The sequence below is a fragment of the Salinivibrio sp. ML323 genome (genome assembly GCF_001995745.1).
In the GTDB taxonomy this organism is placed as follows: Bacteria; Pseudomonadota; Gammaproteobacteria; order Enterobacterales; family Vibrionaceae; genus Salinivibrio; species Salinivibrio kushneri.
The window spans coordinates 116,406-142,931 of sequence record NZ_MUES01000003.1 but is presented as its reverse complement, the minus strand read 5'-3'; the positions used below and the strand labels follow the sequence as shown (position 1 = coordinate 142,931).

Sequence of the window (26,526 nt, the reverse complement as noted above, 5' to 3'; positions counted from 1 at the left end):
GGCACTCTAATAACGCCAGTGAGCTACTTCACCTCTCGTTCCCACGCTCCCGCGTGGGAATGCATAACAGCCATTTACTTTTATCCTTCAGTATTATTAATTTTCTGCGGACGAACCTGCGTCTCAAATTCATCCATCAAAATGATTTTCTCGATCAGCTTTTCTTTGATGAACGGATAATCAAATTCGCCGATACGGACCTGGTAGCAACGATAAGTGTTTTTTATTTCATTCCACGGTTGCTCGGTGTCTTCTTTGCAAAAATGCGCATCTGCGATGTTACGTCGCTCGTTATTTGTAATCTGTGCAGAGTAGAAATTGATCACAATTGGCTTTTCGTCACGTCCATCAAGATAAAGCACGATATCCGATTGAACCACCCAATTAACACCGGCGAAACGAATAGCCGGATACCCATGCCAGTTATCAAGGGTGGGTTTCAGCTCTGGTTTTACCGCGCTTTGCAGATCGTGCAGTAAAGCACTCTGCAGCGACTTAATTGCTTTTTCTTGCAGCGTTTCTGCCGCTTTAAAGTCAGCTAGGTGATTCACTACAAAGCTGACACTTTCGTGATCAAGAGTGGGTTGTTCCATCACGTTCTCCAAATGTAAAACGAATTCTCGCAGAAAAATCGACCATTTATTCAATGGATGTTGCAGGAAGTGATCAGCGAGTTTTGCTTTAATAGCTGAAGTGAAGGTGCGGTAGCTAATACCAATCCAGTTCGGGCTTGCCGCTTCACCGGTTGGCGATAGAACAATATACAGCGGCTTTTTGTCTCCAATGCGGGGATCGTTTTTGTTGTCCTCGACGAACCGTTCATAATCATCAAACGGATTATTCTGCTGGTGAAAAATCTTGTTTTCTATGACCATTACCCAGTCTTGGCTCTGCAGCACTAAGTCAATGCGCTTTCCGGAGGCTGTCACTACCTCCCGTTTCGGGTTCCCAACCAGTGTCGTATCTAGCCCACTGCATGTTTCCGTACAGCTAAACAATGCTTTTAAGACTAACGAGCTAAAGCCATGCACTTCGTCCGTATTTAAGAAAAAAGCGAGTAGATCTGTTGTGGGGTTCTCGTAATATCCTCGACTGCCAACATCAAAGATTGTTTTCTCGCTCTCATAGAGAGCAGGCAGCGCTTTTATCGCCTTCAATAAAGCTTTGACGCGATCATAAGGGTCTGTTTCCATACTCAACCTATGCTGGTTTCCGTTCAGTGTTCACCCGAAGGATCAATTGCCTCTTTGCACTTCATCGTCTAAACGCCTTGAGAATGCCGTCAGCTCGGCGTGTAGATCACTACTTAAACATTGGTGATCAACGTATTTAGGAAAGATCATATCGAGTTTCAGTTTTTTAAACTCGGGATGTTCGAACAGTATTTCTATATACCGGTCCAACCGATTTTCTGACGTTGATTCACGCTGCAACTGCTTTTTGAGTAGCTGACGAAACTTATCAACAGCGTCAGGAGAGTCACAAATATCCTCATGTTCATCAACGTAAAGCTCCTCGAACAACACATCTGCAAGCTGTTTCTGGCTCCAACCTAACGCTTCCAGAATATACCGAATTTGTTTTTGCTTTTGGATTGTCCCCATTTGTCCCTACCCAGTGCGTTATTGTTCTCGTGTCTCAGCGGAGACCCTACAGTTCATAAACGAAAAGGAAAACATTATGTCCAAACATAACGTACCAATGACCCCCGAAGCTGCTGCTCGCGTGCAAGCAGCACAAGCCAAACAAAATGGCGGCCAGGTTGCCAAAGGTTCATTCGCCGCTCGCGCACAACGCGCAACCGCTCATCATCAGAAACCAAATAAGTAAGGGATAAGTGATGAACAAACCAAATTCAGCTCCCAAATCCCCTGCGAAGGGCAACCCTAATTACCCTAGCACGACTGGCAAACCATCGGGTAAAGGCCGCGGTAATACACCGAAGCGTTAAAACGAATGAGGCAGCAAACGCTGCCTTTTTATCTCTATGAACAACTTCTGGCGTTTGACTTAAAGTGACTCAAAAAAGGGCTTGATCTGATTTGTAATCAGAATAAGAGACAGACTGTTCAGTTTTTTCAAGCGCGCAGAGACAGACTTGTCGCTTGCTATCGTACCAATCTACCGAGATCATATTCTTTGACGAGTTGGTACACGTATCGACGATGGCATACTCAACAGCTAACGGATACCGATCGTCATCAAAAGCAGCATCAGCCTTATATCCACCAAAGGCACCAAGAAGTAATGCAGTGCCAGCAGACATAAGTTGGCGCTTGCTCAGTTTGAGATCGGTAAAACTCTTCTCACATTTATTGCATTGAATGTTTTCAGTAAGCTCGATCTCATTGTCGGTGTTGCAATGAGGGCATTCAATATTCATGAAAGCTAGTTCACCTCATGTTGTTTTGTGATTGATAACCGCCGGAGTCTAACAGCGTATAAATTTAAGCCAAGATCCGGATTATGTTTATGCGACTCTTTTCTCGCGCCCTCACAACAGTGCGCTTAACTGCTGCTCAAAATAGCATCGTTAACGGCTTATTTAAATCCTAGTTTTAGAGATTCTTCGTAATATGTCTGGGTTTCGGTGGTATTTAGTGAAGCGAGAGATCATTACTTGCATCGTGGCCCATCCATAGCTCCATCAGCTTATCAGATAGCGTATAAATACGATAGAAAACACACTTTTTCAAAAGTACATGTAGTGGGTTACAATATAGAGCCAATCTTTTAGTAAAAATGGGCTAAAAAGATGACAAAAAATGCAGAAAAACTTCGTCATATGGTGCATAAAATACTTGAAAGCGACGCTCTTCATGCTCACCAAATCAATGCGGCTAAAAAAACATTTAACGCTCTCACTGATGACGTTAGAGCCGTTGTTACTGCGGCAGAAATGCAAGCAGGTAAGTCAGGGATCGCTCTTGCGCTATGTTGCTTGCAAAGGGCCAGTTTAAGTGACGCCGACATCTGTGATCGTAAGCAACTAAAAGATACGCTTTACTTGATAACTATGCCCGATAAAGCGCTGAAAGAGCAAGCAGAGTCCGACCTAAGACTAGCAAAAAATGTAGTCGTCAGTAACTTTGTTAACTTCGAAAAATCGTTAGAAAATGATTTTAAAGGCAACCCGCCCAAGCTGATCATCATTGATGAGTGCCACTACGGCTCAAATGTATCTGCTATCAGATACAGCAAGATTTTTGACTACCTTGAAAAAGAAAATGATAGCTGCAAGGTTGTGTTCATTTCTGCCACCCCTTTTGGTGCCCTTTATGGTGCAGAAACTGAGTATCAAGAAGCTATTGGTATTCAACAAGAAGCTGAAGATGAGGACGATAAAGATCTCATTATCGAGGCAAAAAAAGCCGCCCAAAATGCGCTTAAAGACTCTATTTTAAGACGTGACTTCAACACACGATTGGTATTTCACAAAACGAGCAACGAATACTACGGTGTCCGTGAAATGCTAAAAAGTGGCAAAGTGAAAGGGCTGGATCAAGACACGAAGAATTTCCTAGTGAGCTCACCGGAACGCCACGAGTTCATCGAAAAATTCAAATCTCATGAAGGAATGGGATGGTCACTAGTCAGAGTCCCTGCTGGTTCTGCTATGGATGCAAAAGAGCTCTTAATTAGTCAAGGGATCGACGAAAATTCGGTCTATATTTTAGGTAACTCACTATCGGGCGTTCCAGAAGATGAACACTGCAGCATCGAACGCTTTAAACGTGAATTTGATGACGCTCTGATTTTTGAAGATAAATTAATCGCAATAACCGTCGCCGGAGCAAGAGCTGGTATTAATTTCGGTGCCATGATGAAGCGTAATCTGATCTCAACGTGGGACAGCACAGTTGCTAGTGTGGCAGCAGTTGTACAAGCCAACATAGGCCGTGCTTGTGGTTACCACGGTAACAATTCATCACTACACTTTACAAACCTTAGTGCAACAGAAGCATATGCGGCTATTTTGGACCATTTAGAGAAAACTTGCTCCAAGGAAGCAGCATCAGATTTTGATGGCCTCAAAGAGTTCTTTGAAGAGGTCTGTCAAGAGTATCAGGTTAATGGGTTAGATGTTGGCGTAACAATTAAATACAAACGTAGACGCCCTATCGGTGACGTTGAAACCTACCAAACCGATAGTTATGTCGCTGTACCCGCAAAATTATTGGATAACGAAGTAGACTTTCGTCAATACACCCGAGATAAACACTTCCTCCAAGCCATCGAAATGATTCGAGACGAATTTACGGCGAAAGGAGCCCCAAGCGTCAAAGGCCATCGAACTATGCGCGGTAAAAAGAAAAACTGGATAAAAGCGCAATGGGTCAACGGTGATAGTTACGATAATCCAGAAAAAGCTGGTACTGACGGGACTCAACAAGAAAGAACGAAGCTCTACACGTCAATGCTTGATAACGGTGAGTATCTAGAGTTCAACCGTGTTGTCGCTCCCGGCTCAGGCGAACTATCGGAAAACAAACTCATTACAGCGACAATATTCAGCATATACAACATTTCTCGCCGCCAAGTTAATAAAAAAATCATGGACTTAAGTGATATACATAACATGTGTGACTACTTCGGCATAGAACGAGACGATACTATGTTTGTGCTCTACAAGCGCGGAGAGTACGATATTGAACGTTCCTTAGCCAAGAAAAACCACAATAAGCTACCTGAAAAATCAGGCGACCTGAGTGATGAGTCTCATTTTTCAGATAAAACTGGATCCATACATCATTAATATTAATGGATCCTCTTTATCGCCTATTTTTGGAACCACCAATGAAGAACGCTAACAAACATCGCAAGCTTACTGACGTTATCATTACAAGCAATACGTTCCCTCATCAACGTAAAGCAGCGCAACAAGCATTTGCGCAGTTTGAGACAGGTTCGAGGGCAGTCGTCATCGCTGCTGAAATGCAGTCGGGTAAATCTGGAATTGCGCTTGCTTTGTCCTGCTTACAAAGACTATCACTCTCAGATGAGGCGATATCCGATAGGAAGTATCTGAAAGACACGTTGTACCTGGTAACCATGGCCGATCTGGCGCTGCAAGAACAAGCCAAACAAGATCTAGCTGCAAGTACAAATGTTGTTGTCAGTAATTTTACTAATTTTGAATCAACACTAAAGACACACTTCAGGCGCCAAGCCCCTAAGCTGATTATTATCGATGAGTGTCACTATGGTTCGAGCCAAGATAGCGTTCGATACGACCAGGTTTTCGATTATCTTGAGTATGACAATAAACACTGCAATGTTGCCTTTGTCTCTGCAACGCCATTCAGTGCGCTCTATGCGGCTGGTGCGGATTCGATACTACGCCACAACTTTAATACCTCATTAGTCTTTCATAAGACAGGTGATGACTACCACGGCATTCGGCAGATGCACCGTAATAACCAGATCGTAAAATTAGATGAAAATTCGCGAGACTTTTGTGATAGCTCTTTACTGAGAAACCGATTTATTCGTCAGTTTAAAGATCACGACAGCGCTGGTTGGTCATTAATTCGCGTACCAAGTAGTCAAGCAGGGATCGCGAGAGATGTTTTACTCGCTAACGGTATTGAGCCTCATCAAATACATATTATAGGCCAGAAGCTAGTCGGTCTCGATGAGCATGAGCTGTGCTCTATCAATGACTTTAAACGTGAATACGAAACCGCGGTGTTATTCGATGATAAATTGATCGCAATCACTGTCGCTAGCTTTAGAGCTGGTGTTAACTTCGGTCAAGAGATGAAAAAAACACTTATCAACTCTTGGGATAGTACCATCGCCAATATTGCAGCGATTGTACAAGCGAATATTGGTCGCGCTTGCGGTTACCATCAAAATACAAATGCAAAGCACTACACTAACCTGGATGCAGTCAGGGCCTACGGAGAACTACTTGATCACTTAGAATCAAAACATAATAGTCATGATTTTGAGGGACTTCATCAGCTATTTGAACAAATTTTCTCTCGCTATGACGTTAAAGGCTTTGATCGTGGTACTACTATAGCCCCAACTGCCGAAAAAAAAGTAACGAAGAAGATTATCGATACAAAATCCTATTTAACCAAGGGTTATTTAGTCGTTCCCGGTAAACTCAAAGAGCCTGACTTCGATTTTTCTGTGTATACAACTAATCAAGAACTCTTAGCCGCTATCAAGTTAATCCGTCAAGAGCTTATCGGTGAAGATGGGCCTTACAGAAAGAAAAACCGCGCGCTACGTGGCGAGCATCAGAATTGGATAAAGGCACAGTGGGTCAACGGTGCAACGTATGATGATGGCACGCAAAGCTGTATAAAGTCGAAAACATTAAATTTTGTTTCCCAGCTTGATGAAAATAAGAAAGTATCTTTTAATCAGATAGTTAATCCTGGTGGAGGCGAAAAAACTGAAGATAAACGAGTGATGGCGACTATCTTTAGTACTTACAACCTCTCTGGCCAAATGGATGCCTTCAAGCGCTCGTTAGATTCCGATGATATAAGCGAAATTTGTGGACTACTAAACGCGGAGCATGATAGCGATACTCTAATTGTTCTTTACCAAAGGGGAACATTGTCAGACATTATCCCTGACGATAGTCAAGACCTAAGCCACGACATCGAGACTACTCACATACGACATCATAGTGTCTTTTAGATGCAACAAAGCCGCGCTATTCGCGGCTCTGCTTTAACGGCGCCATTTTCTACTAACTGATCAAGTCGAGTCTTCTATGAACCACTGTTGTTAAATTAGCCTGATTGCGCATTCCGAACGTCCAATACTGGCGTCAAGCACTCCTGTAATGATAGGCCACCGTGATTATAGTGATCACCCGACACATAGCCCGAGATACCAGGCGCCATCGCGATGGAAACATTCGGGTTCCAGAACCAAGGCATCACTAAACCATCGTATTGAACATTGGCCTTTAATATCGCGCAACGACGTTGACGGTTTGTTCCCATTGACTTATGAATGTCGCCTTTTGGTAAGCCATCTGGCACCCATAGCCAGCCATGATCTGTGACGATTTTAATTCGCTTCCACCCTGCGTCTAAAAGACCTCGGATTCGTGCGACTACATCATCCAATATCTGCTCAATGTACTGTGGCATCTTTAACTGTTGCTTGTGACCTAAGTTATCTAGGTCTCCTGTTTGTACCCAGGCATATCCATTCGGTTCACCGGTTTCAAGGCCATCCAAGTATTGCCATCCTCGCTCGGCAAGTAACTTCTTAAGGTAGTGGCTACTAAAAGACGCTTGTGTACTCGCTAACGCAGGAATGAAGTCATCGTTACCCTCCAATCCCGTTAATAAATCAGCAAGAGGTGTTACTGCAGCTTTGGCTGTTGCGGTTAATGATGGGAGAGCAGACCATTGCGAGGTCAGGTTAATATCAACACCAATGATGGACAGCTTCTTCTCTAGTTGCTTCGCGGTATCAAAGCGCAACCCATCCACAAAGAAAATCACTTGGCTACCTACAGAATAGTTTGCTGAAGTTTCTTTTAATTGATTATCGCCAGGATACCCATTCAATTTCACTTGGTGTTGGAAATTCAATGCCACTTTTTCCAACCAAGGGGTGTAGATAACAGCCAGTACATCAGCCACCAATTTTTGATGATGAATGTCTTTCGCTTTCGCCATCGCATTTAGTACAGCGGCATCCGCCTGCCAGAAACGACGGGTATACAACTCTGCCATCCCCTCAGGAGAGCCTGAGGTGAATTGGATCTCGGTATATTCAAGAACAATCGTTATTTGCTCGAGAATGTCCAACCAAGGGGAAAAACCTAACTGAGACCAGATCCAATTTTTGCGAGATTGCTGAACACTCCAAAGTGAAGTAAAAGACTGCTTTAGATTTTCGCGATTGCTGCCTGCAATCTGCTTAAATGCTTCCTCGATAACCGACTCATCACGCAAGTTTTCAGATAGATAATGCTGAGCTTCAAAAGCCAAACCTGATGGCGTGACATCTTTGAGGCGCTCGACCAACGCAGGAAGATTGCTAGCAGTTTCTTCAAATCGCTCCCATACGCCTTGCCACTCCCCTCGCGCATCGCATAACAGCGCCAGAGCATGCGACAAATTCTTTTCTTGCGGTTCAAATCCATACCTTGATATGCAAGACTGACTGAAAATCTCCCACTTACTACCTTGCCATTGCTTGGCTTTTTCGCTGGGGTTATTCAACCAACCTAAAATATCCTTGATAGGATCATCGAGCACAATCGAGTAAAAATCTTCCGCTTCTAACTTTTTCCCCATCAACCGAGTTGCTGGGGTTTCTAGTAGATCAGGTAGAACCTTCAGTATCGCTGTTTGGGTTTTCGTATCTCTTGCTAGATCAAGCTCTAAACCAACTTTAGGGTTGGTGAGAAACGATCCAACAGACCAATCACGCCCGGCCGAGTTGTAAGCCCACCAGCAACCTCGATATTGCAACTCAGCTAATGGTTGCAAATACTCTGGACATTCCTCAATAGCTCGCAAATCTTTTCGTCCAACGCCAGGAAGATAAATGATCGGCGTTTTATCTTCAGGTAGTTCGCACTCTTCTAGTTTTGCCGCAATCACACATTTTACCCAAATCGCTGGGCCGGTGCGTTCTTCTGGTTTGTATTCACCAAGTTCAATGAGTTCGGGCAACTGCTGTTTTATGTATGGCATGGCGGATTGCCATTGACAATCAATGTCTGTCCATAAAATAGCGGCAGGCGCTACTTGGACTGACTTATTAAACGTTGCTGATTTTCGCAACTGCTCGATCAAATAATTAACAACTAACATGATTACTACGCCAATGCCTCAATTTTCTTCAGCCACGCATCAAACATTACGCACTGCTCACGCATACTATCAAGCCCAACCTCTAAAGCGGCTAAAGTACCTAATAGTGGCTTCTCGTATCCGCTGATAAGGGTTTCAATACGCTTACTCGGTGCCGTTTGTGGACTATTGTTTATATGCTCCGGCGTTTCAAAGTCACTGGCAATATCAATAAACACTTGTTCAATATCACTTCTGTCCATGCCTTGCGCCATTTTTTGAGGGTCGCTAAACAGTAGTCCTTCAAACTCATACATTTGCACATATGGGATAAATCTGCGTATGACAGCATCTCCCATTTTATCTGCTAACTTTGCCGTTAAAGCGTGTTGTAATGTGGCGGCTTTGATTTCGATAGAAGCTGCAGGATCCGCCTCTTTCTTTCCAGGAAAGCTTTCAGGCAGACCATAAAAGTCGAAAAAGGTGGTGCAATAACAGCTCTTATCAGCAAGCAATCGTTTTTCAACATCAGCACTCAGGCGTTCAAATTTAAAGTTGCCCCCTTTATGACCTGGTCTACCAATTAAAGCCGGCATGAGATAAACCCCCCGATGAGCGAATGGCGCCACCAGTAGCTCACGTACAAAGCTCTCTTCTGTTTGCCCTTCACAGATTACATGAACGAGTGTCATTTAGATGGTCTCCCACCGATGATATTTTTCTCCCAAAGCTCTCCCACTGAGTAATCATCCAGCCAGCTCGCAAATTTTTCTGCATCCAAACGTTTAAATGTGGATGCGCCTTCTTCGCGCTCCACTACAATAAGATCACTCAGTTCAAACTCATTCAGCAACGGCACTGATTGCGTAGAAACAATGACTTGCATCCGTTTTGATGCACTACGCAGTAATGCGCCAAGCAACGTAATCGCGTAGGGATGCAAGCCAAGCTCAGGTTCATCAATCAAGATGGTTGATGGCGGATTCGGCTGAAGCAAGGCAGTCACTAAGCAAATAAAGCGGATCGAGCCGTCTGAAAGCTGACTCGGCCACAATGGGTAATCACTATCACATTGCGACCACAGCAGTCGGATCTGCTCTTCACCTGATGCCAGCTGGGTTGGCTTCAACACAAAATCATCAAAAAACGGCACCGCTAAGCGCACCGTTTTGCAAATTTGCTTATAGATGTCTTGGTTATCGCGCTGCAGCTTATACAGATAGGCGGCAAGGTTTGAAGCATCACTTCGAAGAGATGCACTATCATGTACCGCGCCCACTCGCTTTACTGCCGCCGTTTCACTGGTATCGTGAAAATGAAAGACTTTCCAACCAGAAATAGCTGAATAACAAAACGAAGCGACTTTTGCCGATCTGCCGCTATCCATCTCAGCTTTCAGGTTAGATTCTTTATGCCCTGAACCTAAATCTGGTTGAGTGACCCCATGATAGGGGCCATCAAAATAAAGCTGCTCTCGATTAAAGGTAAACGCATCGTCTGCTGTAGGCGCTAAATCAGCAAGGTAACCGTTATCACCAAAACGAATGTCGGTTTTCAGACTGGCGGTCTCTTTGACGCCATAACTCACCACCCGATCGGCGCCGCCTTGTTTACTCGCCCATACTTGCAGTCGACCTTCAACCAGCTCATGCAACATACGGAAGTAGCTCACAAAGTTACTCTTACCAACGCCATTGGCGCCGATAAGAACGTTAAGATCATTCAGCCGCAACTTTTCAAGCTGGCGAATAGACTTAAAACCATGAATGGTCAGTGTGTCTATTTTACTCATTGGCTTCCTCTCTTGCTTTGCGCTTCTCCGCTAAGCTTAAGTGATGATCATTAATACGGCTGCCGGCTTTCTCACCGTAGACTGGGCCCAGGTCAAACCATGGAGCGGAAGCGACATCTGTACCTCGGTCTTTTTTCCAGTGGATGTTTGGCTTGCCACGCAGTACACCTGCACCTTTTTTACCCACATCTTTCGCTAGCATAAATGGACGGATGTTCAAACGAACCCCATCATTCAAATCTGGGTTCCAACCAATCGGTTGCTCTTCTAACGGTTTCCAGCGCACGAATATATCCAAGCCCTTTTCACCTGCTAGGATAGCTTCCAGTTGTTTTTTGAGGTTCTCAGCCGCTGTTAGGCGAATGTCTGCACCATCTTTGCCGTCAGCGATGTCACGTTTCTGGGTACTAATCCAGTCATCCAAATAGGTGTAAATTAAGCGCTCAAGCCCTTTGTAATCAAGCTTGTGGTAATTTACCAGTGCCGAGAAGCCATCTTTCAATCCATCCCAAACTTGCCAAATAAATGGGCGGTGTTGAAACAACTTACAATGTTGGTCAAAGAACTTATCACGCAACCAGCTTTCAAGACCCTTTGCTTTTACGGCTTTAAGTAGGTTTTGTTCAACTGAACTTGTCCACTCGTCGCCGTAAGCTTTGTGTAAAATCGCTTCTAAACGCTTAGCCGCTGTTTTCTCACCACGTACTGCTGGAATACAAACTATACCGTCATCATCAATCAAACCCGCAAAGTCTGCGTTCTTCTTCATCACCTCGCGCATTTCTGGTGCAAGTTCCATTTCAGGATCAAGTTCCGCAGGCCATTGATAACCAAGTAAGCGAGCGATAGCGACTTGAAGTACAGTGTCATCTTGGCGCAAACTTCCAATAGTGGTAGTTTTCGTATCTTCATCCCAAACGACTGAAGCACATGGATGACCGTGGAAAATCCACTGCGTACAATCACTAGAGTATGGTTTTGGGACACCAAAAGGATACATTTCCTTCGCTAAATTAGACCACTTTTCATGATCGAAAGGCACTTTCAATAATGCCGCGTTCGTAACATAAATACCTCGGTTTATAGACTTTACTTCATCCTTGTATGAACTATCGTTTAAGAATGCAAATAACGCCTCGAAGTCATCATTGTTTTTAGGTGTCAATACTGCTATCGGGTTATCATATTTCTCACCGTTATAATAAGTAGCCCTTATTGTCATTTGACCAATAGCAATACCTCTTTTACCCCACGAACGATTCCCACTTTCATGCATATCATGAAGTTTTGACCTGTTTTCATTAGCGTATTTTTGCAGCTGGCCAGAACCACCTTCCCATAGAATTAAACTCGTGTAACCAGAGAACACTTCACCATTATCCGAGCTAGATGTTTGGAAGTAATCCCACTTAGATATATCTTTTTGTTCCCAAACTTGACAGACAAACCTATTTGCGTCTCCCGTTCGCAAGCCTTGATAACTGTCAGCGTAAACCTTTAGCTCAGAATTATTATCTGAAGTAGCTCCTAGTAGGTAATCTGAACTCTTGCAAACAGAGTCAAATGAAACTAAATCTAGGTTCGTCTCTTTCAATAGGCTTGTCTTAGATTCATAAGAACTATTTTCAGCAAGATCTAATGAAACCAAAAAGTCCCTGTCTTGAGTTTTAGTAAATTGCAACAAACAAATATTTACAACTTCTCCAGAAATAGACTCGAAAGCTCTTGCCCCTAGTCTAGCAACAACATCAACTCCAAAATCCGTAAACATTTTTTGTCGATACTCTTTATACCTAGCCATAAATATAAAGTTCTGTGGCTTGACTAGAGAAACACACCCATTTTCATGTGATAAAGACCTACACTTTTCAGTAAATACAAAGGCCAATTCATTCTTTGAAGTAGGATAATTGCTTTCACAGTAACTCATCAATTTTGGAGACTGTTTTGATCGAGTTAGATAAGGGACATTTGTAATAACCCATTGAAATTGCTCACTAAGAATCCCCGCAGCTTTTGCAAGGCCTTGGGCTGTAGTTTTAGCTTCGCTTGTTGCTTCGCTCTTATACGATAATTCACTTTGAAGCAATTCCCAAGGTGGGGTACGCCCACTTTCTAGGGCTTTAGTTGGGTCAATCAAACTCCCTAAAGTAGGCGCATCTTTAAAAGTATGCTGCATCCAAGCAATAGCATCTGTTAATGCTTCGTCACCTTTTGCTAATTCTTTCCACTCTTTTTGTGCTTCAGCAATCGACATACCTGAACATGCTAATTGAAGCTCAGGTAACACACGGTAGCCACCTGCATTTGGATAACGCCATGCTTCTAAAGCCAGCGCAAATGCCGCCAGCTCTACACAGCGTTGGTCAAGTTCAAGGCCATGAATATTATCGCGCAGTACCGCATCAACCGCTTGCTTCTCAGACAATCCTTCAAGTTGCATACGCATTGGCACTAGCATTAGGAAAACGGCTACTAGGAAGTGACCAGATCCACAGCAAGGGTCAAGTGTTTTAAGCTCTGATAAGTTCTCAGGCCATTTTTCAAACCCACCCGCTGCTGGTTTCCATTGAGTCCCGTCTTCTTCCTTAGAGAAACGAAGGTACTCTAGAGGAACCCGAGGAATAGCCGCTAACTCACGAAGCTCTTGCTCGTTGTTTGCACGAATTAAATCATCTTGAGAAAGGCGTTTGTTGGCCCACCAAGCACCGAGTGCATTATCAAGCAAGAAACTCACCATGTAAGGTTCTGTAAAAAGCTGGGTAACAGGGCTTAGTTCTTGCGCACCAATTTTTACGCCAGACTTATTAACCTGCTCTTTCTTCTTGGTTTGCCAGAACTGGTAACACCAACCCAAGCTATCTTGCGCTTGGTAGGTTTTAGGGTCTAATTGTGCAATTAGATTTTCTAACTCTTCAATGCGGTTCATCGATAGCTTGATATCGAAAACAGGCGAGTCTACGCGGAAAATCTGCGGCAGCATTTTTTGTGCTAATCGACCAGCAAGCTCCCAGCCATCTTTGAAATCAGGCTCCTCTTCTGCCAGCTCAAAACATTCGTCCAATGTGACTGGCGTGTACTCGTCATACATCAATAGGTTGTTTTGCTCTAAGTAGCGAGCAAACAGCATACGATGCCAATGCTCATAGGCCATTTCATTGATTAGTCGCTCAGTTTCTTGTTTACCCTTGTTTCCAGGTGAAGAGTCTAGCTTGTCGCCGAGCTGACGAGCGTGGGCACGCAACTTATTACGTAGCGCACGTTCTTCGTCGTTTAGATAGTTAGGAGCATGCGCCTCTGCCACCCCTAAACGTTGGAGTGCTTCAACGACGGCTTGCTCGACAATATCACGGGCTTTAACAACCGTATCTTCTAATTTGCTACGCAGTGTTTTATCTAATGCTTGTCTCATATCGTTCTCTTCATTCAAATCGTCCGCTCTATCTTGCAAGGAGTCTTTGGACGACTGAGATAGTATCTGTTAACCCTCAACGTCAAATCGCCCAGAGCAACCTCTGGGCGATGGTCTACGCGGCATCATTTTATTGTGGTACTACTGGCCCACGTTCTAGTTCTGATCGCAGTGCATTCTCCACATCTTTAAGCCATGTCTGTAAGTCATCTTCTGTTTCTAGCAATGGCTTATTGAGCTTGTAGTACTTAGTCTTGGGTTGAAGTTCACTGATCGCGTCTTTCAATACCGCATCAAAAATACCGGGAAGCAAGGCAACTTTGTCATTCCATCGCTCAAAGCCGACCTCATCCAGTGAAGTAAACACCGCATCTTCATCGCTTATGTTTAGTTCAGGAATATTATCCAAGTGACGCTTTTTCAGAAACGCATTGCGTTTCTCTTCATCCAGCTTTTGCCAGTTTTCATCCGCGATCAGATCGGCCATACAAGCGCGATACTCTTCTTCGTAACGCTCACGATGTGCGGTCAATGCTGTACGGAGTTCATTGGTCGCTTTGTTCAGTAATGGTTTTACCGGACAAGGTTCTGATAACAAGCTTCGGTTATCAATGATCGCTTGCTGTTCTTGTTGCAGCGCTTTGTATATTGCAAGTGGGGAACAATACTCTAGCGCTTGGGTGAGCTTCTTCCAACGTTTTACACGACGTTCGGCTTTATGCGCTTGCTCTTTCCATTGCTGGAAGTCGCTAATCAGTTGATCTTTGCTCTCAAATGCTTTCTGTAACTGATCATTCCCTGAATACATTTCAAGCTCTGACAGCAAGGTTGTACTAGGTGCCATCGGTAGTGGTGCATCGCCCCCCGCACTGCGAGCAACACTTTTGGCATGAATGATCGCTAACGGTAGCTTGGTGGTTTCTTCACCCGTATTGCACGCTTCTTCGAGCAAGGTAGACACCACACCCCGTACTTTAATCAGCTGTACTTTAGACAGCGTGACATTTTCGGGCCGGAACTTCGTTTGCGTCACTGAGCTACGATCTAGGCTTTTTGCATCTATCGCACGCTCTTGCATGTCTGACGCGCGCAGTGAACCAGCGGCTAACATCGCATACAATGCACCATCAACCACATCTTTACCCCAACCAAATGGCGCATCATTGAAGTGTTCTCGTATCTGCTTACCCGTTTTCATTGTGCCAATAAATCGATAGATCTCAGCACACACAGGTTGTTGACTCGCCTCTCCGTTGAAGCCTAATGCTTCTAACGCATTTGGATCGGCAAGCTTACTGGCTTGATCAAAAACTTTTGCCCAGCCACGGCTGTCTGCCATTTTGAACTTATTGTACAAACGCTGGCAGGCTAGCGCTCCAGCATTTTGGATTTGCTCGGCAAGAGTTTCACCTTCAACTTCTTGTCCACCCGCTAAACGCACTTGTATCTGTGAAAATATATCGTTCAAGTAGCCCTTCTTGGCGCGTTCGGCTTCACTCAAGCGCGTTTCCATCGCCTGTAAGGCGTCTTTACCAGCTTCTGTGGTTGCACGGCCCCGAACTTCTAACGTGTTTTCTGCTGCTTTCAGCGCAACAATGGCGTTCTTTAATTCACTACGATGAATGGTTGGCACATAGATGTAGATGGTTGCACTGTCTGGATCGGCGCCACGAGAAAGATCATTAAATTGCTTCTCGGTTTGCTCTGGCGCCCAAGCATAAATACGTTTGGCCGCATCAGTCGGCAATTCTGAATCAAATGACACATTAATCACTCGCGGCTCGGCAACGTCGCCCTGAGTAATTCGAGCCTGCGCGACTTGCTTAGTAATATAACGTTGTATTTCTTTTGAGCGGTACGCCTCTATAGTTTGAGGGTTCCCCATCAGATCGTTTTCTTGACGACGGAACTCGTCATACCAAGCTTGGCTTTCAACTGTCTGTAGGCTGAACTCTCGCCCCTGCGCCGTTTCACGAGACATGATGAGGTGCTCATCTTCGAGCTGTTTTAGCATCTTAGGCACCATTGAGCGCAGCTTGTGCTTGTCGTTTTGTAGATCTTCTAATAACAAGTCAGAGAGCGTATCAACCGTTGCATAAATGCCATATTCCATCTCTGCTGGTAGCTTGCTAATCAGTAAGATTAGCGATAATAAACGACCTTGCAGTTGCGCCTGTTCATCGCCACCACGTTTACGGCTAATGGTTTCGTAAATTTCTTTAGAGATCACCCCTGTTTGCAGTAAGTTTGTGGAGATTTGATCATAAAGAAAATCAGCCGGTACGACATAGCCGAGTTCTTTTTCTGCCGTTGTCTTCAAGGCTTCGTGCACCACTCGGAGCTGGTTACGCAGTTGCGACCCTGAGCCTGTTTTATCGAGTGCTGGTAAAATACGTTCCCAAAAACGGCGACGAACGGGAAGTAGCGGATAGTCCGGCACCATCCATTTCTCGTCATCTTTGTTGTGCTCAATGGTACTGCCCCGTAGGTGACGAGAGATCTCACCCAGGTTGTTATTTATAACCGTTTTAACCGCACTTTCAGCTGAAGATTGCTTTTGCAGGATAACTTTGCGGATAACTGCGTCTACATCCGTATCTTCTAACTGCACAGGAACTTGGAAACGACCCATTAGTCGCTGCAGGTTTGCCATACCGGACAAAGCACTTTGACCCGTTGCCACAAACAGCAACTTTGATTTAAGTGCACTCGCGCCACTACAAGTTTCTACAGTCTCTTGAACGTCAAACGCTTTTTGAACATTGTCACCGATGTACTGTTGCACCTCATCCAGAACAACTAAAGTTAGTGGCAACTCACCGTCATTAGAAATGGCATCAACAACGGCTGCGACCATTTCATCGTTGGTGACATCATCAACTATCTTGTATTGGGCACGTAGCATCTCGCGCACTTCTTTCAAATCCGCACCTATACCAGGAATAGTTTGTAGCACTGCATCGTGCATGATGGGTGAAACATGCAGATTTTTTAGCTCTTTCGTCCAAGGATCGATACCCTCTTTCACTTTGGCCTTGGCTTCAACAAGCGACTTAACTTGTTCAAAAACGCCTTCAGCTTTGAGCCACATAACAAATCGAGCTAGGTGATATTGCTCGGGTAAACCAACAGATTTAAAAATGATGCCAAGAAACGCCATGCGAACTTTGTCGCCAGCGCCTGCACCCAAGGTACCAGAAGCGGCATGCAAACCACCGTTGCATGCCGCAATGGAAGATAGCTCATCAAAATGCTTTGCGATGTGTTCTGGTAAGTCTGCGGTTGAACGAGCATCAGAGCCGTTGTTTAGCGTTTGGTTTGTCCAAAGTGTACGCAACATTTTAGCAAGGTGAGATTTACCTGAGCCAAAAAAGCCGCTAATCCATACGGCTGGCTGTTCATTGTTTGCCTTAAACGCTGACAAATAGTTGCTGAGAATGCTATCCATGCCTTTGGCATATGCACCATCGCAAACAAAAGTACGTAGTTCATATTCAAGCGTCTCTAATGCACCTTTAGATAGGTCATCTTTGACTTGAGCGACACCATTGTTAGCTAAGCGGCTGCTAACAGGATCATTGACGAAAATTTCACGATTTAACATTGAATAAAGCCCTTATGACGTTGCCGAAATAGCAGTTGCGTGATAACCCCAACCGTCTTTCGCATCTAATAATTGATAGTTATTGTTTTGTACTTCACCCGGGAAGAAGACAACTAAGCGTCCTGTCACCTTTTCAGCTAAAGATTCTACGACCCCCGACACAGATGCGAAGCCAAACAGCGCACCACAACCAAGAAGTCCAATGACGCCATCTTCTGTTTGATTTGACTCGACTTTGCTTGTCAATTCTTCTACTAGCTCTTCGGCGAAGTCATCGTACAGTCCTTTGAGATACTCAGGATCTTCAAAATACGTTTCCTTATAATCTTGATCCGACATCCAGTTTTCAAAACTATGCGTCAAATCGAGTAATTGCCAAGGATGACCGTGCTTGACGCATGCTTGTTCAAACTCTTCGACGCGGGCGCGTAGTTTTAGCTCATCTTCTTTGTGGTAGACTAAAAAGATAGTGCGCTCATCAGCAGAGACCGCGGCAGGCCATGGAATACTAATGTGTTTTTCAAAGCTTTTTAGTAGCTTGGATAATCGATCTGACATCATTGATCCTCGGCATCATTAAATTCGGGGATAACTAAATCTGGGAAAGTCACTTCAACGACTTCACTTGCCTGCTTGAAGTTAAGCATCCCTCGCAACGAGGCTCTATGTGCAAGTTCATACAAACGTGTTTTATCTTGGGCGAGCATACGACACCAAAAGCTATCAAATAAACGTTGTCCGCTTAGCCCATGACAGTGAGCGAGAAATAGTGCATAAGCGACATTAACATAACTAACATCGGGGACCTCTCGGTACTTTTTTGCTCTACCAGACAGGTAGCCAGCTTGTGTCCAGGTTCCATTAATGTTTTGTGCGAAAGATTTTAATGATGCCGCGCTGAAACGATCAGGATCCCCTTGGGCAAGGAGTGCTTCTATGGATTCTCTTGAGAGATGCTCTCCGGGTTCCAGCTGCAGTATTCGTTCAGCCGAAGCTCGCAATAAAGGATCTCTTGCTACCGCTAGCTGAAGAGCCAATACAGGTTGAGATGCTTCATGCCTTTCCCACCATTTACGCAAAACACGAAACAAAAGTACGTCATTATCTAACGCATAAAGATCAACAAGATGACGATAAGTGAGCCTGCGCGATTTTTCTGTCGGCTTATGTAAGATATTGAAATTTATGATATCTTCTTCATAGTTAGCTTTTGTTGCCGATTCATCACGTGAAAACAGCAAGTGGGTCAGCTCTTCAATCATCATACTTCTTGCTGAATGTGCACCGCTTTTCCCATATTTAAACCCAAGCTGGCTTAGCTGCTTTTCACTTCTCATTTTTCATTACCTTCATACCCGGGCGCTAAACGTGCTGTTTCAACACCGTAAATCGCCGCATTTTCTTCTAAAGCTAGCTGGTATTGTTGCGGGTTTAAGTGATAGGAGCTCGAACAATCAACGTTCCATTGATTGAGTAAATAGCCAGCTAACGCTGCACGACACTCTACTTGTAGCTTGCCATCTACCATATTGTAATCAAGCCATATAGCTTCAGGATGTTTAGCTGCCGGATGTGCAATAAAGGTTAAATCAACGATACGGTTCCACTGTTTGTCTGCTGAGACTGACTCTTTAACACTGTCAACTTTGTTTGGATCAGGACTCGAAGATTTGATTCGAGTGAGAACGAAATCCCGGAAAGAACTTGTCGAACGATCGTAGGCACGAACGTGCCAACGGTTTCCATTATTAGCAAGGCTATGCGGCACAATTGCTCTTGTTGACGCCCCAGAATTAAGGGAAACATATTCAACCTTAATCGCCGTTTGCTGATGTATCGCACGCATGATTGCCGACAAAATATCTGTCGAAGGTTTATTCAACTGTTGAGCTTGAACACAGACTTGACTGTCTTCTAATTGACTCGCGAACCCATCACCAAAGCCTCGGCATAGACTCATCAAGATAGTGTCGGGATCGTGCTCAAATAGAGGTACAAACTGCGCTGTTCGATGATAAGACTTTGATTGATGAATAAGCTCTAGATTATAAGGTGCAAGCTCTTTATATGTGGAAAAATCACGAGTCGCTGCGGCTAAACCTGTTTGAAATTTAGCAATGAGATCAGCTCTCGCAACCTCACCAAAATAGCTCAGACTGAAATCGATAAACGCCAAGCGTTCTCGCTGGGCATGGGGTAATTGTTCGAGTTGTTTCATCAGAGGTGTCTGTTGCGAATAACTAAGTGCAAACATACTCCAAACGCTACCATCATGCAATCAAAATGATTAGAAGTTGTACTGTACGGAATTCCCGATAAAAGCCCACACAATTTGCGCATACTCGGCATAGGCTTGGTGGGCGTATTGAGAACATTGCAACCATGCCATCTCACGACGTCAATGCAGTATATTGGCAAGTTTCTATGTATTACTGTACTTGAATCTATCTTTACACTCCGCCAAATACTTGAAAGGAAAAGGTTTTACTGTCGCTAACTTATTACGGATAAAATAGCTTTGAGTCAGTGTTAAACAAACTTGTTTTAAGTCTTCTGGTCCTTCGAGATGTCTCAAGTGGTTGAACTGGCCTCGGTGAAACTTGAACCCTCCTTTTTCAATGCCCACAAAATAAGCAGAATGGTCAGCGTCATAGAAGTGTCCGGTTAAAGCTTCTAGGTATTCGTTGTGCTCACCTTTTATCGAATAATTGAGCATGATGCCTGTTTGCTCAAAGTAACCGTCAATCAATGCTTTTTCTGCGGTTGATCGGTATCCAATCTTGGCAATTTTAAGATCTTGTTTGTCAAACTCTTCCTGCAAAGGGTGCGTGTTTAGCATTGATACTAACTTGTCGTAAACGGGATCTTGCCCATAGGCACCATAAGTAAGAAAGCGTTCAATAAACGCACGACTTATGCCCTGTTGATTGCTTCTTTTTAGATGTTCCAATACTTCAAAAAGCCGTGCAGCATCTGGAATCGCCGCAATTTCCTCATGCACGATGGTGCAGATGCGAGGGGATTGCTGTGCCATGTCGATCACATAACTGAGCGTTTCAAAATAACGTTTTTTTTCAGGCAGTTCGATACCAAGATCATCAAAGTAAAACGCATCTTGTTGTTCATACTGAAAACATCCGTTGCGACATTTTAAGATATGAAAGATTGGATCCTTATTGCCGTATGGGGGATCTTCTCTCTCTACAAACCAATAGACCCCTTGCAATTCTTGAATGAAGAACTGCTGCGCTAAGCACTCTTGCTTAATAGCCATTTCTTTGACTAGCGCATCAATGATCGGGCTCAGTGCATTACCTTTCGTTTTGTTTCGTACCGAAGTAATTGTGACGTTGTAGATACTTTGCGTCACTCTATGTTCGGAATAGAAACTTGCTTTGGGATCAGATCGCCCTGCTTTGTCGTAGTCTTCGGGGCTGTCTAAAACCACGAGTAAAGGTTTGCTCGCATCAATGCTCGCTTCAGAATCCAAGAATTTAATCTTTACCGGCCATCGCTGCTGTTTCAGTCTCTCAAACCCTTCCTCTTTCAATGATGCATTTACCACTTGTAAACCACCATGATTATCAATCACTTGATAAATGCGTTGATACACGTTTTCGACATTACACTTTTTATAATGCTTGCGCCAAGTTGCCTCAATAGACTTTAGCTGCATCGACAAGCAGCCAGAGAAATGATGATTCATCAGGTCAACAAAGTGATAAAGAGCCCCCGTTTTTGTTTTTTGCAGTGATATCAGCTCTTTACCAGATATATCGATGGCATTGGTGGTAAATTTGCCTTTTCCTGGGCTGTGAACAATCAGATTTCCTTTCGGATTGCGTCGCAAAAGCCCACTTTCCATGTCAAATTCAAACTTAGGTAGTTTTTCAATGGTGTTTGCGCGCTTGTGCGCCGTTTCTATTGGCGAGAATGTGGTTCCATCCATGGAGATGAATAACGCGTTAAAACGCACACTTTCTTTAAGATCAAACTTGATACATTTGTACACGGTATGCTCAAAGAACTTCTCCGGCTCCACAAAGAGAAATGTTTCCCCAAGCCCTGAAAAAAACTCACTCGACGCCACTTTCCCAAGGGCTCGCACAAACAGGCGCCCTAACAATAGTGGCGAACAGTCTTCAAACGCCACACGCTCAAAGGCAATATCGGCCGATTCTGGCTTGGTTTTCTCGTGTTGATCGCGAAGTATCCAGTAGTAACCTGAGTGTTTAATGAGCGCTTTGGGCTTAGCCACTCGTTCAACAAGACTCAGTTGATGCGCATAACCAGCATTTCCGATCCTCTTATCCAATGAGGCTTTGTAGATCACGTACTTTTGGTTTAACGCTTCAAAATCAAAGGTTAGGTTAATCAGTGTGGTTAAACTTCGACTCATCGGCTTCACTCCGCAAACTGGTTTAATAATTCGAGTAGTTGATTCATGGGAGGGACATTGTTCGTACCCGACTCTCGGTCAATGATTCCAGGAATTTCAATCACATCCGCGATATTTGGAGTAACATGCTCAACGAATAGTTTATCCTCACTCTCGTATTGGCGCGAATTGATCCCGCCTGCACCACTCCATATAGTATTGATATACAAGGCTTGCAGGTGCTTATTTACAAACTCGTCGGGTGGATTTTTCCTAATTTGCTGCAGCTTGACCTGGCATTTATCTAAAGTGTTGTCGTGAACCAAACATCCCAGCTCTAAGTCCCAATGCTTAACATCAACCAACAAAATTCGGTTGCCGAGTGCTATGTAGCCATCGAACCACTCTACGCATCCACTTGGCATGGCATGCAATGGATAACCAAATGCCATCAGGATCGCACTTACCGCTTCTTCGCCAAGTGCTCCCATGTAGAGATCAAACATGGCTGGCGCTAATACAAACTGAGCCTTACCAAAGGTGGTGGCAAAACCATTGGCGTCGAAATGCGCCGACACCAATGAGTTCTTCATCAGCAAAGGAAGCCGAGCTGCCGCCTCCGATACTTCGCGTAACCCAGATTCATCCGCTGGATTAATAAAAATTTCAGTGATGCCTTTCTCTTCAGAATAATCAATTTGATATTGATACTGACCTACTGAGCTCTGAACATCGATGTAGTAACGAACTTCCTCTCCCATCGGCGAAGATGGCAGAGTCGGTTTTGTCAGCATCCATTGACGCAACCTTTCGTACTGGCCAATCGAATTTTCATTCTGGTGTTCATAAACGCTGGTCACAAGCCTTTGTATATGGGCATAGTTTCTTGAGGCCCGGGGGTGATAGGACATTTGCTGCTTTTCGTGCTCTTTGGCTTGATAGTGCAGCTTAATCTCCGTCACCAATGCTTGGTATTCGTGAGAAAGGAAAGAGAGATTGCGATTGTCTTTTGCCAGGGTTTCCACAAAATCAGCAACTGCGTCATACATAATGGTGATTTGATTTTGCTTCCACTCGGTACGACACATACGGCCCAGCGCTTGTTCGATAAAACGATAAACAGCATATCGATAATCTTCGCTCTTTTTATAACTTGAGATCAGAGATCTAACGGCGGAATTATTCACGCGCGCAGCAATGAGAGATTTGAGCTTCGATTTAGCTTCGTTGGCGACCATAATGCCCTTTTCATGAAGCATAAGGGTATCGTGAATACTCTTTTTGATGGCTAAATCGCGCTCATCCACCGCCAAGTCGTCGCTAATTAAACGACCAATCAAGGTCGTCGGTTGCTCAAGATAAATAGAGTCAATATCTGTTTTATGCTGGAATGGCTTAATGCCTTCAGGGCCTACGTAAGTTAATGTATGATCATCTCTCATCGTGTATGAGGGCGATAATCCCGCCCCCGTCGCCTGGTAGTTAGTGATCACGACGACTTTTTGAGTTGTGGTCTCCAATCGTTTTAAGATCGCTTGGAATTGGTCATTTCTGAATGAAGCGGCATTAATATTCTCAAAAATAGTCACATTATACTTTTCACCCACCCGCTTCATGAAATCCATGAACTCATGATTCCTATAGCTTTTGTTGATCATACAAAAATGGTATCGGTTGCTTGGATGCAGAGAGAATTGACGGATTGAGTCGACTAGCTTATTGGCTCTCTTAATAGAGTACGGTAAGCCGTGAGTGTCCGTGCTTAAAAGCTTACACAGTTCATTCTCAAGTAGTGTTGGATGCAGCTTTGTTCCTTTGAATTCTTGATAAAGCGATTCTACACCGCCCCAATCCACACGCTCGGAAATGCCCTTAACACTAATCAGAATCTGGTTTTCTGTATATCTACGTTTTGCATAGTACTCTGCTTGTATCGCCGCTTTCTGGGCGGAATTGAGACGTACCAAACGGTCAGAAAGCACTTCACTGAGATAGTCGAGATCAAAATTATGAATTGCCGTGCGGCTGGTAGCCGTTGCACTAACACCGAGGACTTTTGCCCCAGCTAGCACCCAATGAGCGAGTAAGCCTGTCGATGTTAATGCCAAATCAAATGTAGACGCCTTGGCGGTATTGTCGGTGTCGCTGTATTTGGCAATATTAGCAATTTCGTAGCCGCTGTCGTGAAAGCTATATGCGCGGTGCTCATTTTGCACTTTAAAGCTTAACCTGGCCGCAATTAACGACATAATATTTGGCGTCAGATCCACCAGCCCAAGGTGGTTGAGGATTTTCTCCACCAGATTTTCTGTGGTGTAAGTTCTTGAGTCTTCTAATTTCGACAAGTTCTTTTTCAGCTGAAGAATGGCACTGAGCATGCCATTGCAAAAGCTCCGAACAAGCCGGGCACTATTGTTAACGAATTGTATTGCGCTTTCACTACCTTCCGAACCAATCTCATGACTGCCTAACTCATGATTAATTTGGGACTTTAACGCTTCGTGCTCAAAGTTAATGGTATGAATAGACATCCGGTCGGAAAGGAGTGTGAATACTCGGTTTTGGTTTTCGCTTCCCTTTTGAATCGTTGCAGTGGTAATGAACGGTCGGTAGTTGATATGCCATTTATCTTTATGATCAGCGAGTGCATTCCGGAAACGATTAAAACACTGATCGACATACCTAAATTCTGGCGAGCCGTGAATTTTGAAGCTGTCAAAACTCGCGTAAATTTTTCGGGTTAAGTCGATAATGTCATAATCAGTGACGGTATTGATTAGGTGGTTTAGAAATTCACTTTGCTGGCGGTCAAACTCATCCAGGATCAATAGTGAGTTATCAAGAAAATCGCTAACTCTGTAGCTTTTATTAAGGCTATGCCAAGGGTAGAGCAACTTAGATGTGGTTAAAAAGAGTACCTGTGTTTTTTCCCGGTCAATCCTTCGTGCCGGGAATATTCGATCAAGAACATCATTCAATTCGACATCTTTGCACGCTTTACCTTGCAAATATGTCTTGAGCATAGAGAAGATTTTGCTGTGTTGAGCTCGCAGGTCCTCATCAAATATCGACGTGTTACTGCTGTTTTTTGCCTGTTCTAATAGAGTGACTTTATCGCGTATCGTTTTGATCGCTTTTCGTTGTTGTACGTCGAGCTGCTCGAATATCGTTGCCCAATCCTGCTCTGATAACCCGGCAATCGCGGTATCTTGAGATGGGATCCAAATGATGTTGCGTTTCAGTTCTAGTTTTTGTTTATCACTTAATGCCGCCTTATCGTCAACGCGCTCAAGTAACGCGTCATACGCTTCTTTCACGTTAACTCTTAAGTTGGTCGCATAAATGAGTGTTAGCTTCGAATCCGCAATAAGGTGCGCTAGCTGAAGCTCGGTGGCTTGATAGGTCTTCCCTAAGCCGGTCTGGGCATCGATGATTGCCAAAAAGCCGTCTTTTGACTGACAGGTTTCGGGTCCTGCCATTTCGAGGTAAGTTTCAAACAATGCACTCATTATCTTAGCTCCGATATTATTTCAACCCTGCCAGCAGCCTGCTCAGTTGACGAAAAAATGTCCAAAAAATACTATGTCGTCAGTAAAGACAGGTAAATACTGAATACATAAACATGTCGAGTAACTAGACAGGAGTTAAGTAATGAAGAAATGGCCGATCCGGTGGGATTTACTCTTGCGATACCGGATGATTGAGATCGTTGCACTCTGGGAGGGAAGGTTAACCACCAATCACTTGATACAAAGTTTTGGTATCGGGCGACAACAAGCGTCCAAAGATATTAATTCCTATCTAGCCGATATCGCACCGGGTAACCTTGTTTACGATAAGCATTTAAAGGGTTATAAACCCAATGAGAGCTTTACTCCCAAGTTGACTTCCGGTCATGCCGACGAGTATCTTCACATCCTTTCCCGCCGTGAAGATATCACCGTAACATTTGGTGACCTTGACATGGGGTTTGAACATACAGCCATGATCCGTCCAGTAACACGTAATATTGCTCCTGAAGTATTGCGGCCTCTCGTTCAAGCCATTCGGGATAAAAAACGTGTCGATATTTGCTACACATCTTTAAAAGATGGTGAATTCGTCGAAAGGATTATTTCGCCTCATACGCTGGTTTGTACCCCGTTACGCTGGCATGTTCGCGCCTATTGTGAGTATGCAAGAGACTATCGTGATTTTGTATTGAGTCGCATCCATGGCATCCCAGACATCAATGATAATGCTGCCCACGGCAAACAAGAGGATACGCTTTGGAATACGAACGCAGTTATCGAACTGACCCCGGACACGCGTCTTAGCGATAAGCAAAAAGCGGTGATAGAAAAAGATTACGGCATGGTCAACGGTACCCTGAGAATCCCCACTAATGCCTCTCTCGTTCACTACCTTTTAATTGCATATAACATCGATATACACATGCAAAAATACAATCCCCAAGGGCAGCAGATTGTGGTGGACAATATGGATGAATTGATGCCGTATCTGGCTTATTAATAACCAGCCGTGGTGCTTAGAACGAAAAAGGGAGCCGAATGATTG

The 26,526-nt window shown here is 44.1% G+C and carries 17 protein-coding genes; 4 read left to right on the top strand and 13 right to left on the bottom strand.

The genetic code is table 11. The annotated features are described in order from the left end of the window. Positions 1 to 80: 80 nt before the first annotated feature. Together BZG13_RS03600 and BZG13_RS03595 are read right to left on the bottom strand one after the other, a co-directional pair. Positions 81 to 1,193, bottom strand: coding sequence for a PDDEXK-like family protein (locus BZG13_RS03600; protein WP_077485102.1), 1,113 nt, complete (start codon positions 1,191 to 1,193; stop codon positions 81 to 83). Between the two features lie 42 nt (positions 1,194 to 1,235). Then, on the bottom strand, positions 1,236 to 1,604 hold the full coding sequence (locus BZG13_RS03595; protein WP_077485099.1) for an elongation factor Ts: 369 nt from the start codon (positions 1,602 to 1,604) through the stop codon (positions 1,236 to 1,238). Positions 1,605 to 1,680: 76 nt separating this feature from the next. Between BZG13_RS03595 and BZG13_RS15345 the strand changes: the two genes are divergently transcribed. Beyond that, complete coding sequence (locus BZG13_RS15345; RefSeq protein WP_198935500.1) at positions 1,681 to 1,830, top strand: hypothetical protein; 150 nt, start codon at positions 1,681 to 1,683, stop codon at positions 1,828 to 1,830. A 190-nt stretch (positions 1,831 to 2,020) separates the two neighbouring features. Here BZG13_RS15345 and BZG13_RS03590 read toward each other — a convergent pair whose 3' ends face one another. After that, entirely contained in the window at positions 2,021 to 2,383 is a 363-nt protein-coding gene (locus BZG13_RS03590) for a hypothetical protein (protein ID WP_241824770.1), read from the bottom strand. A 372-nt stretch (positions 2,384 to 2,755) separates the two neighbouring features. Between BZG13_RS03590 and BZG13_RS03585 the strand changes: the two genes are divergently transcribed. Together BZG13_RS03585 and BZG13_RS03580 are read left to right on the top strand one after the other, a co-directional pair. Next, positions 2,756 to 4,756: a DEAD/DEAH box helicase family protein gene (locus BZG13_RS03585; RefSeq protein WP_077485097.1), complete on the top strand. Its 2,001-nt coding sequence runs from the start codon at positions 2,756 to 2,758 to the stop codon at positions 4,754 to 4,756. A 41-nt stretch (positions 4,757 to 4,797) separates the two neighbouring features. Further along, positions 4,798 to 6,660, top strand: coding sequence for a DEAD/DEAH box helicase family protein (locus BZG13_RS03580; protein WP_077485095.1), 1,863 nt, complete (start codon positions 4,798 to 4,800; stop codon positions 6,658 to 6,660). A gap of 95 nt (positions 6,661 to 6,755) precedes the next feature. On the opposite strand, the gene pglZ is transcribed toward BZG13_RS03580, so the two are convergent. The 10 genes from pglZ to BZG13_RS03530 all read right to left on the bottom strand — a co-directional run bounded on the left by pglZ (position 6,756) and on the right by BZG13_RS03530 (position 25,478). Beyond that, positions 6,756 to 8,804: a BREX-1 system phosphatase PglZ type B gene (gene pglZ / locus BZG13_RS03575; protein ID WP_077485093.1), complete on the bottom strand. Its 2,049-nt coding sequence runs from the start codon at positions 8,802 to 8,804 to the stop codon at positions 6,756 to 6,758. 5 nt (positions 8,805 to 8,809) lie between these two features. After that, complete coding sequence (locus tag BZG13_RS03570; RefSeq protein WP_077485091.1) at positions 8,810 to 9,475, bottom strand: DUF4276 family protein; 666 nt, start codon at positions 9,473 to 9,475, stop codon at positions 8,810 to 8,812. Then, positions 9,472 to 10,575 carry an AAA family ATPase gene (locus BZG13_RS03565; RefSeq protein WP_077485089.1) on the bottom strand — a complete coding sequence of 368 codons (1,104 nt, stop codon included), beginning with the start codon at positions 10,573 to 10,575 and terminating at the stop codon, positions 9,472 to 9,474. Before BZG13_RS03565 ends, BZG13_RS03570 begins: the two co-directional genes overlap by 4 nt. Next, positions 10,568 to 13,987 (bottom strand): Eco57I restriction-modification methylase domain-containing protein, encoded by a 3,420-nt coding sequence (locus BZG13_RS03560; protein WP_077485087.1) that lies wholly within the window; start codon positions 13,985 to 13,987, stop codon positions 10,568 to 10,570. The genes BZG13_RS03565 and BZG13_RS03560 overlap by 8 nt, the downstream gene beginning before the upstream one ends. 130 nt (positions 13,988 to 14,117) lie before the next feature. After that, positions 14,118 to 17,591, bottom strand: a complete 3,474-nt coding sequence (brxC, locus tag BZG13_RS03555; protein ID WP_077485085.1) for a BREX system P-loop protein BrxC — start codon at positions 17,589 to 17,591, stop codon at positions 14,118 to 14,120. A 12-nt stretch (positions 17,592 to 17,603) separates the two neighbouring features. Then, positions 17,604 to 18,149, bottom strand: coding sequence for a BREX protein BrxB domain-containing protein (locus BZG13_RS03550; RefSeq protein WP_077485083.1), 546 nt, complete (start codon positions 18,147 to 18,149; stop codon positions 17,604 to 17,606). Then, the gene (locus tag BZG13_RS03545; RefSeq protein ID WP_077485081.1) at positions 18,149 to 18,928 is read right to left on the bottom strand and encodes a hypothetical protein; all 780 of its coding nucleotides are present in this window, start codon (positions 18,926 to 18,928) and stop codon (positions 18,149 to 18,151) included. Before BZG13_RS03545 ends, BZG13_RS03550 begins: the two co-directional genes overlap by 1 nt. After that, positions 18,925 to 19,809, bottom strand: coding sequence for a helix-turn-helix transcriptional regulator (locus tag BZG13_RS03540; protein WP_077485252.1), 885 nt, complete (start codon positions 19,807 to 19,809; stop codon positions 18,925 to 18,927). Before BZG13_RS03540 ends, BZG13_RS03545 begins: the two co-directional genes overlap by 4 nt. Before the next feature lie 204 nt (positions 19,810 to 20,013). Next, a complete protein-coding gene (locus BZG13_RS03535) occupies positions 20,014 to 21,990 on the bottom strand; it encodes a hypothetical protein (protein WP_077485079.1) in 1,977 nt (658 codons plus the stop codon). A gap of 5 nt (positions 21,991 to 21,995) precedes the next feature. After that, complete coding sequence (locus BZG13_RS03530; RefSeq protein WP_077485077.1) at positions 21,996 to 25,478, bottom strand: hypothetical protein; 3,483 nt, start codon at positions 25,476 to 25,478, stop codon at positions 21,996 to 21,998. Between the two features lie 142 nt (positions 25,479 to 25,620). Between BZG13_RS03530 and BZG13_RS03525 the strand changes: the two genes are divergently transcribed. Continuing rightward, entirely contained in the window at positions 25,621 to 26,481 is an 861-nt protein-coding gene (locus tag BZG13_RS03525; protein WP_077485075.1) for a helix-turn-helix transcriptional regulator, read from the top strand. Positions 26,482 to 26,526 lie beyond the last annotated feature (45 nt).

Excerpts from the sequence above, each read along its gene's own strand:
- BZG13_RS03600 (WP_077485102.1), bottom strand. The coding sequence starts at position 1,193 with ATGGAAACAGACCCTTATGATCGCGTCAAAGCTTTATTGAAGGCGATA.
- BZG13_RS03595 (WP_077485099.1), bottom strand. The coding sequence starts at position 1,604 with ATGGGGACAATCCAAAAGCAAAAACAAATTCGGTATATTCTGGAAGCG.
- BZG13_RS15345 (WP_198935500.1), top strand. The coding sequence starts at position 1,681 with ATGTCCAAACATAACGTACCAATGACCCCCGAAGCTGCTGCTCGCGTG.
- BZG13_RS03590 (WP_241824770.1), bottom strand. The coding sequence starts at position 2,383 with ATGAATATTGAATGCCCTCATTGCAACACCGACAATGAGATCGAGCTT.
- BZG13_RS03585 (WP_077485097.1), top strand. The coding sequence starts at position 2,756 with ATGACAAAAAATGCAGAAAAACTTCGTCATATGGTGCATAAAATACTT.
- BZG13_RS03580 (WP_077485095.1), top strand. The coding sequence starts at position 4,798 with ATGAAGAACGCTAACAAACATCGCAAGCTTACTGACGTTATCATTACA.
- pglZ (WP_077485093.1), bottom strand. The coding sequence starts at position 8,804 with ATGTTAGTTGTTAATTATTTGATCGAGCAGTTGCGAAAATCAGCAACG.
- BZG13_RS03570 (WP_077485091.1), bottom strand. The coding sequence starts at position 9,475 with ATGACACTCGTTCATGTAATCTGTGAAGGGCAAACAGAAGAGAGCTTT.
- BZG13_RS03565 (WP_077485089.1), bottom strand. The coding sequence starts at position 10,575 with ATGAGTAAAATAGACACACTGACCATTCATGGTTTTAAGTCTATTCGC.
- BZG13_RS03560 (WP_077485087.1), bottom strand. The coding sequence starts at position 13,987 with ATGAGACAAGCATTAGATAAAACACTGCGTAGCAAATTAGAAGATACG.
- brxC (WP_077485085.1), bottom strand. The coding sequence starts at position 17,591 with ATGTTAAATCGTGAAATTTTCGTCAATGATCCTGTTAGCAGCCGCTTA.
- BZG13_RS03550 (WP_077485083.1), bottom strand. The coding sequence starts at position 18,149 with ATGTCAGATCGATTATCCAAGCTACTAAAAAGCTTTGAAAAACACATT.
- BZG13_RS03545 (WP_077485081.1), bottom strand. The coding sequence starts at position 18,928 with ATGAGAAGTGAAAAGCAGCTAAGCCAGCTTGGGTTTAAATATGGGAAA.
- BZG13_RS03540 (WP_077485252.1), bottom strand. The coding sequence starts at position 19,809 with ATGAAACAACTCGAACAATTACCCCATGCCCAGCGAGAACGCTTGGCG.
- BZG13_RS03535 (WP_077485079.1), bottom strand. The coding sequence starts at position 21,990 with ATGAGTCGAAGTTTAACCACACTGATTAACCTAACCTTTGATTTTGAA.
- BZG13_RS03530 (WP_077485077.1), bottom strand. The coding sequence starts at position 25,478 with ATGAGTGCATTGTTTGAAACTTACCTCGAAATGGCAGGACCCGAAACC.
- BZG13_RS03525 (WP_077485075.1), top strand. The coding sequence starts at position 25,621 with ATGAAGAAATGGCCGATCCGGTGGGATTTACTCTTGCGATACCGGATG.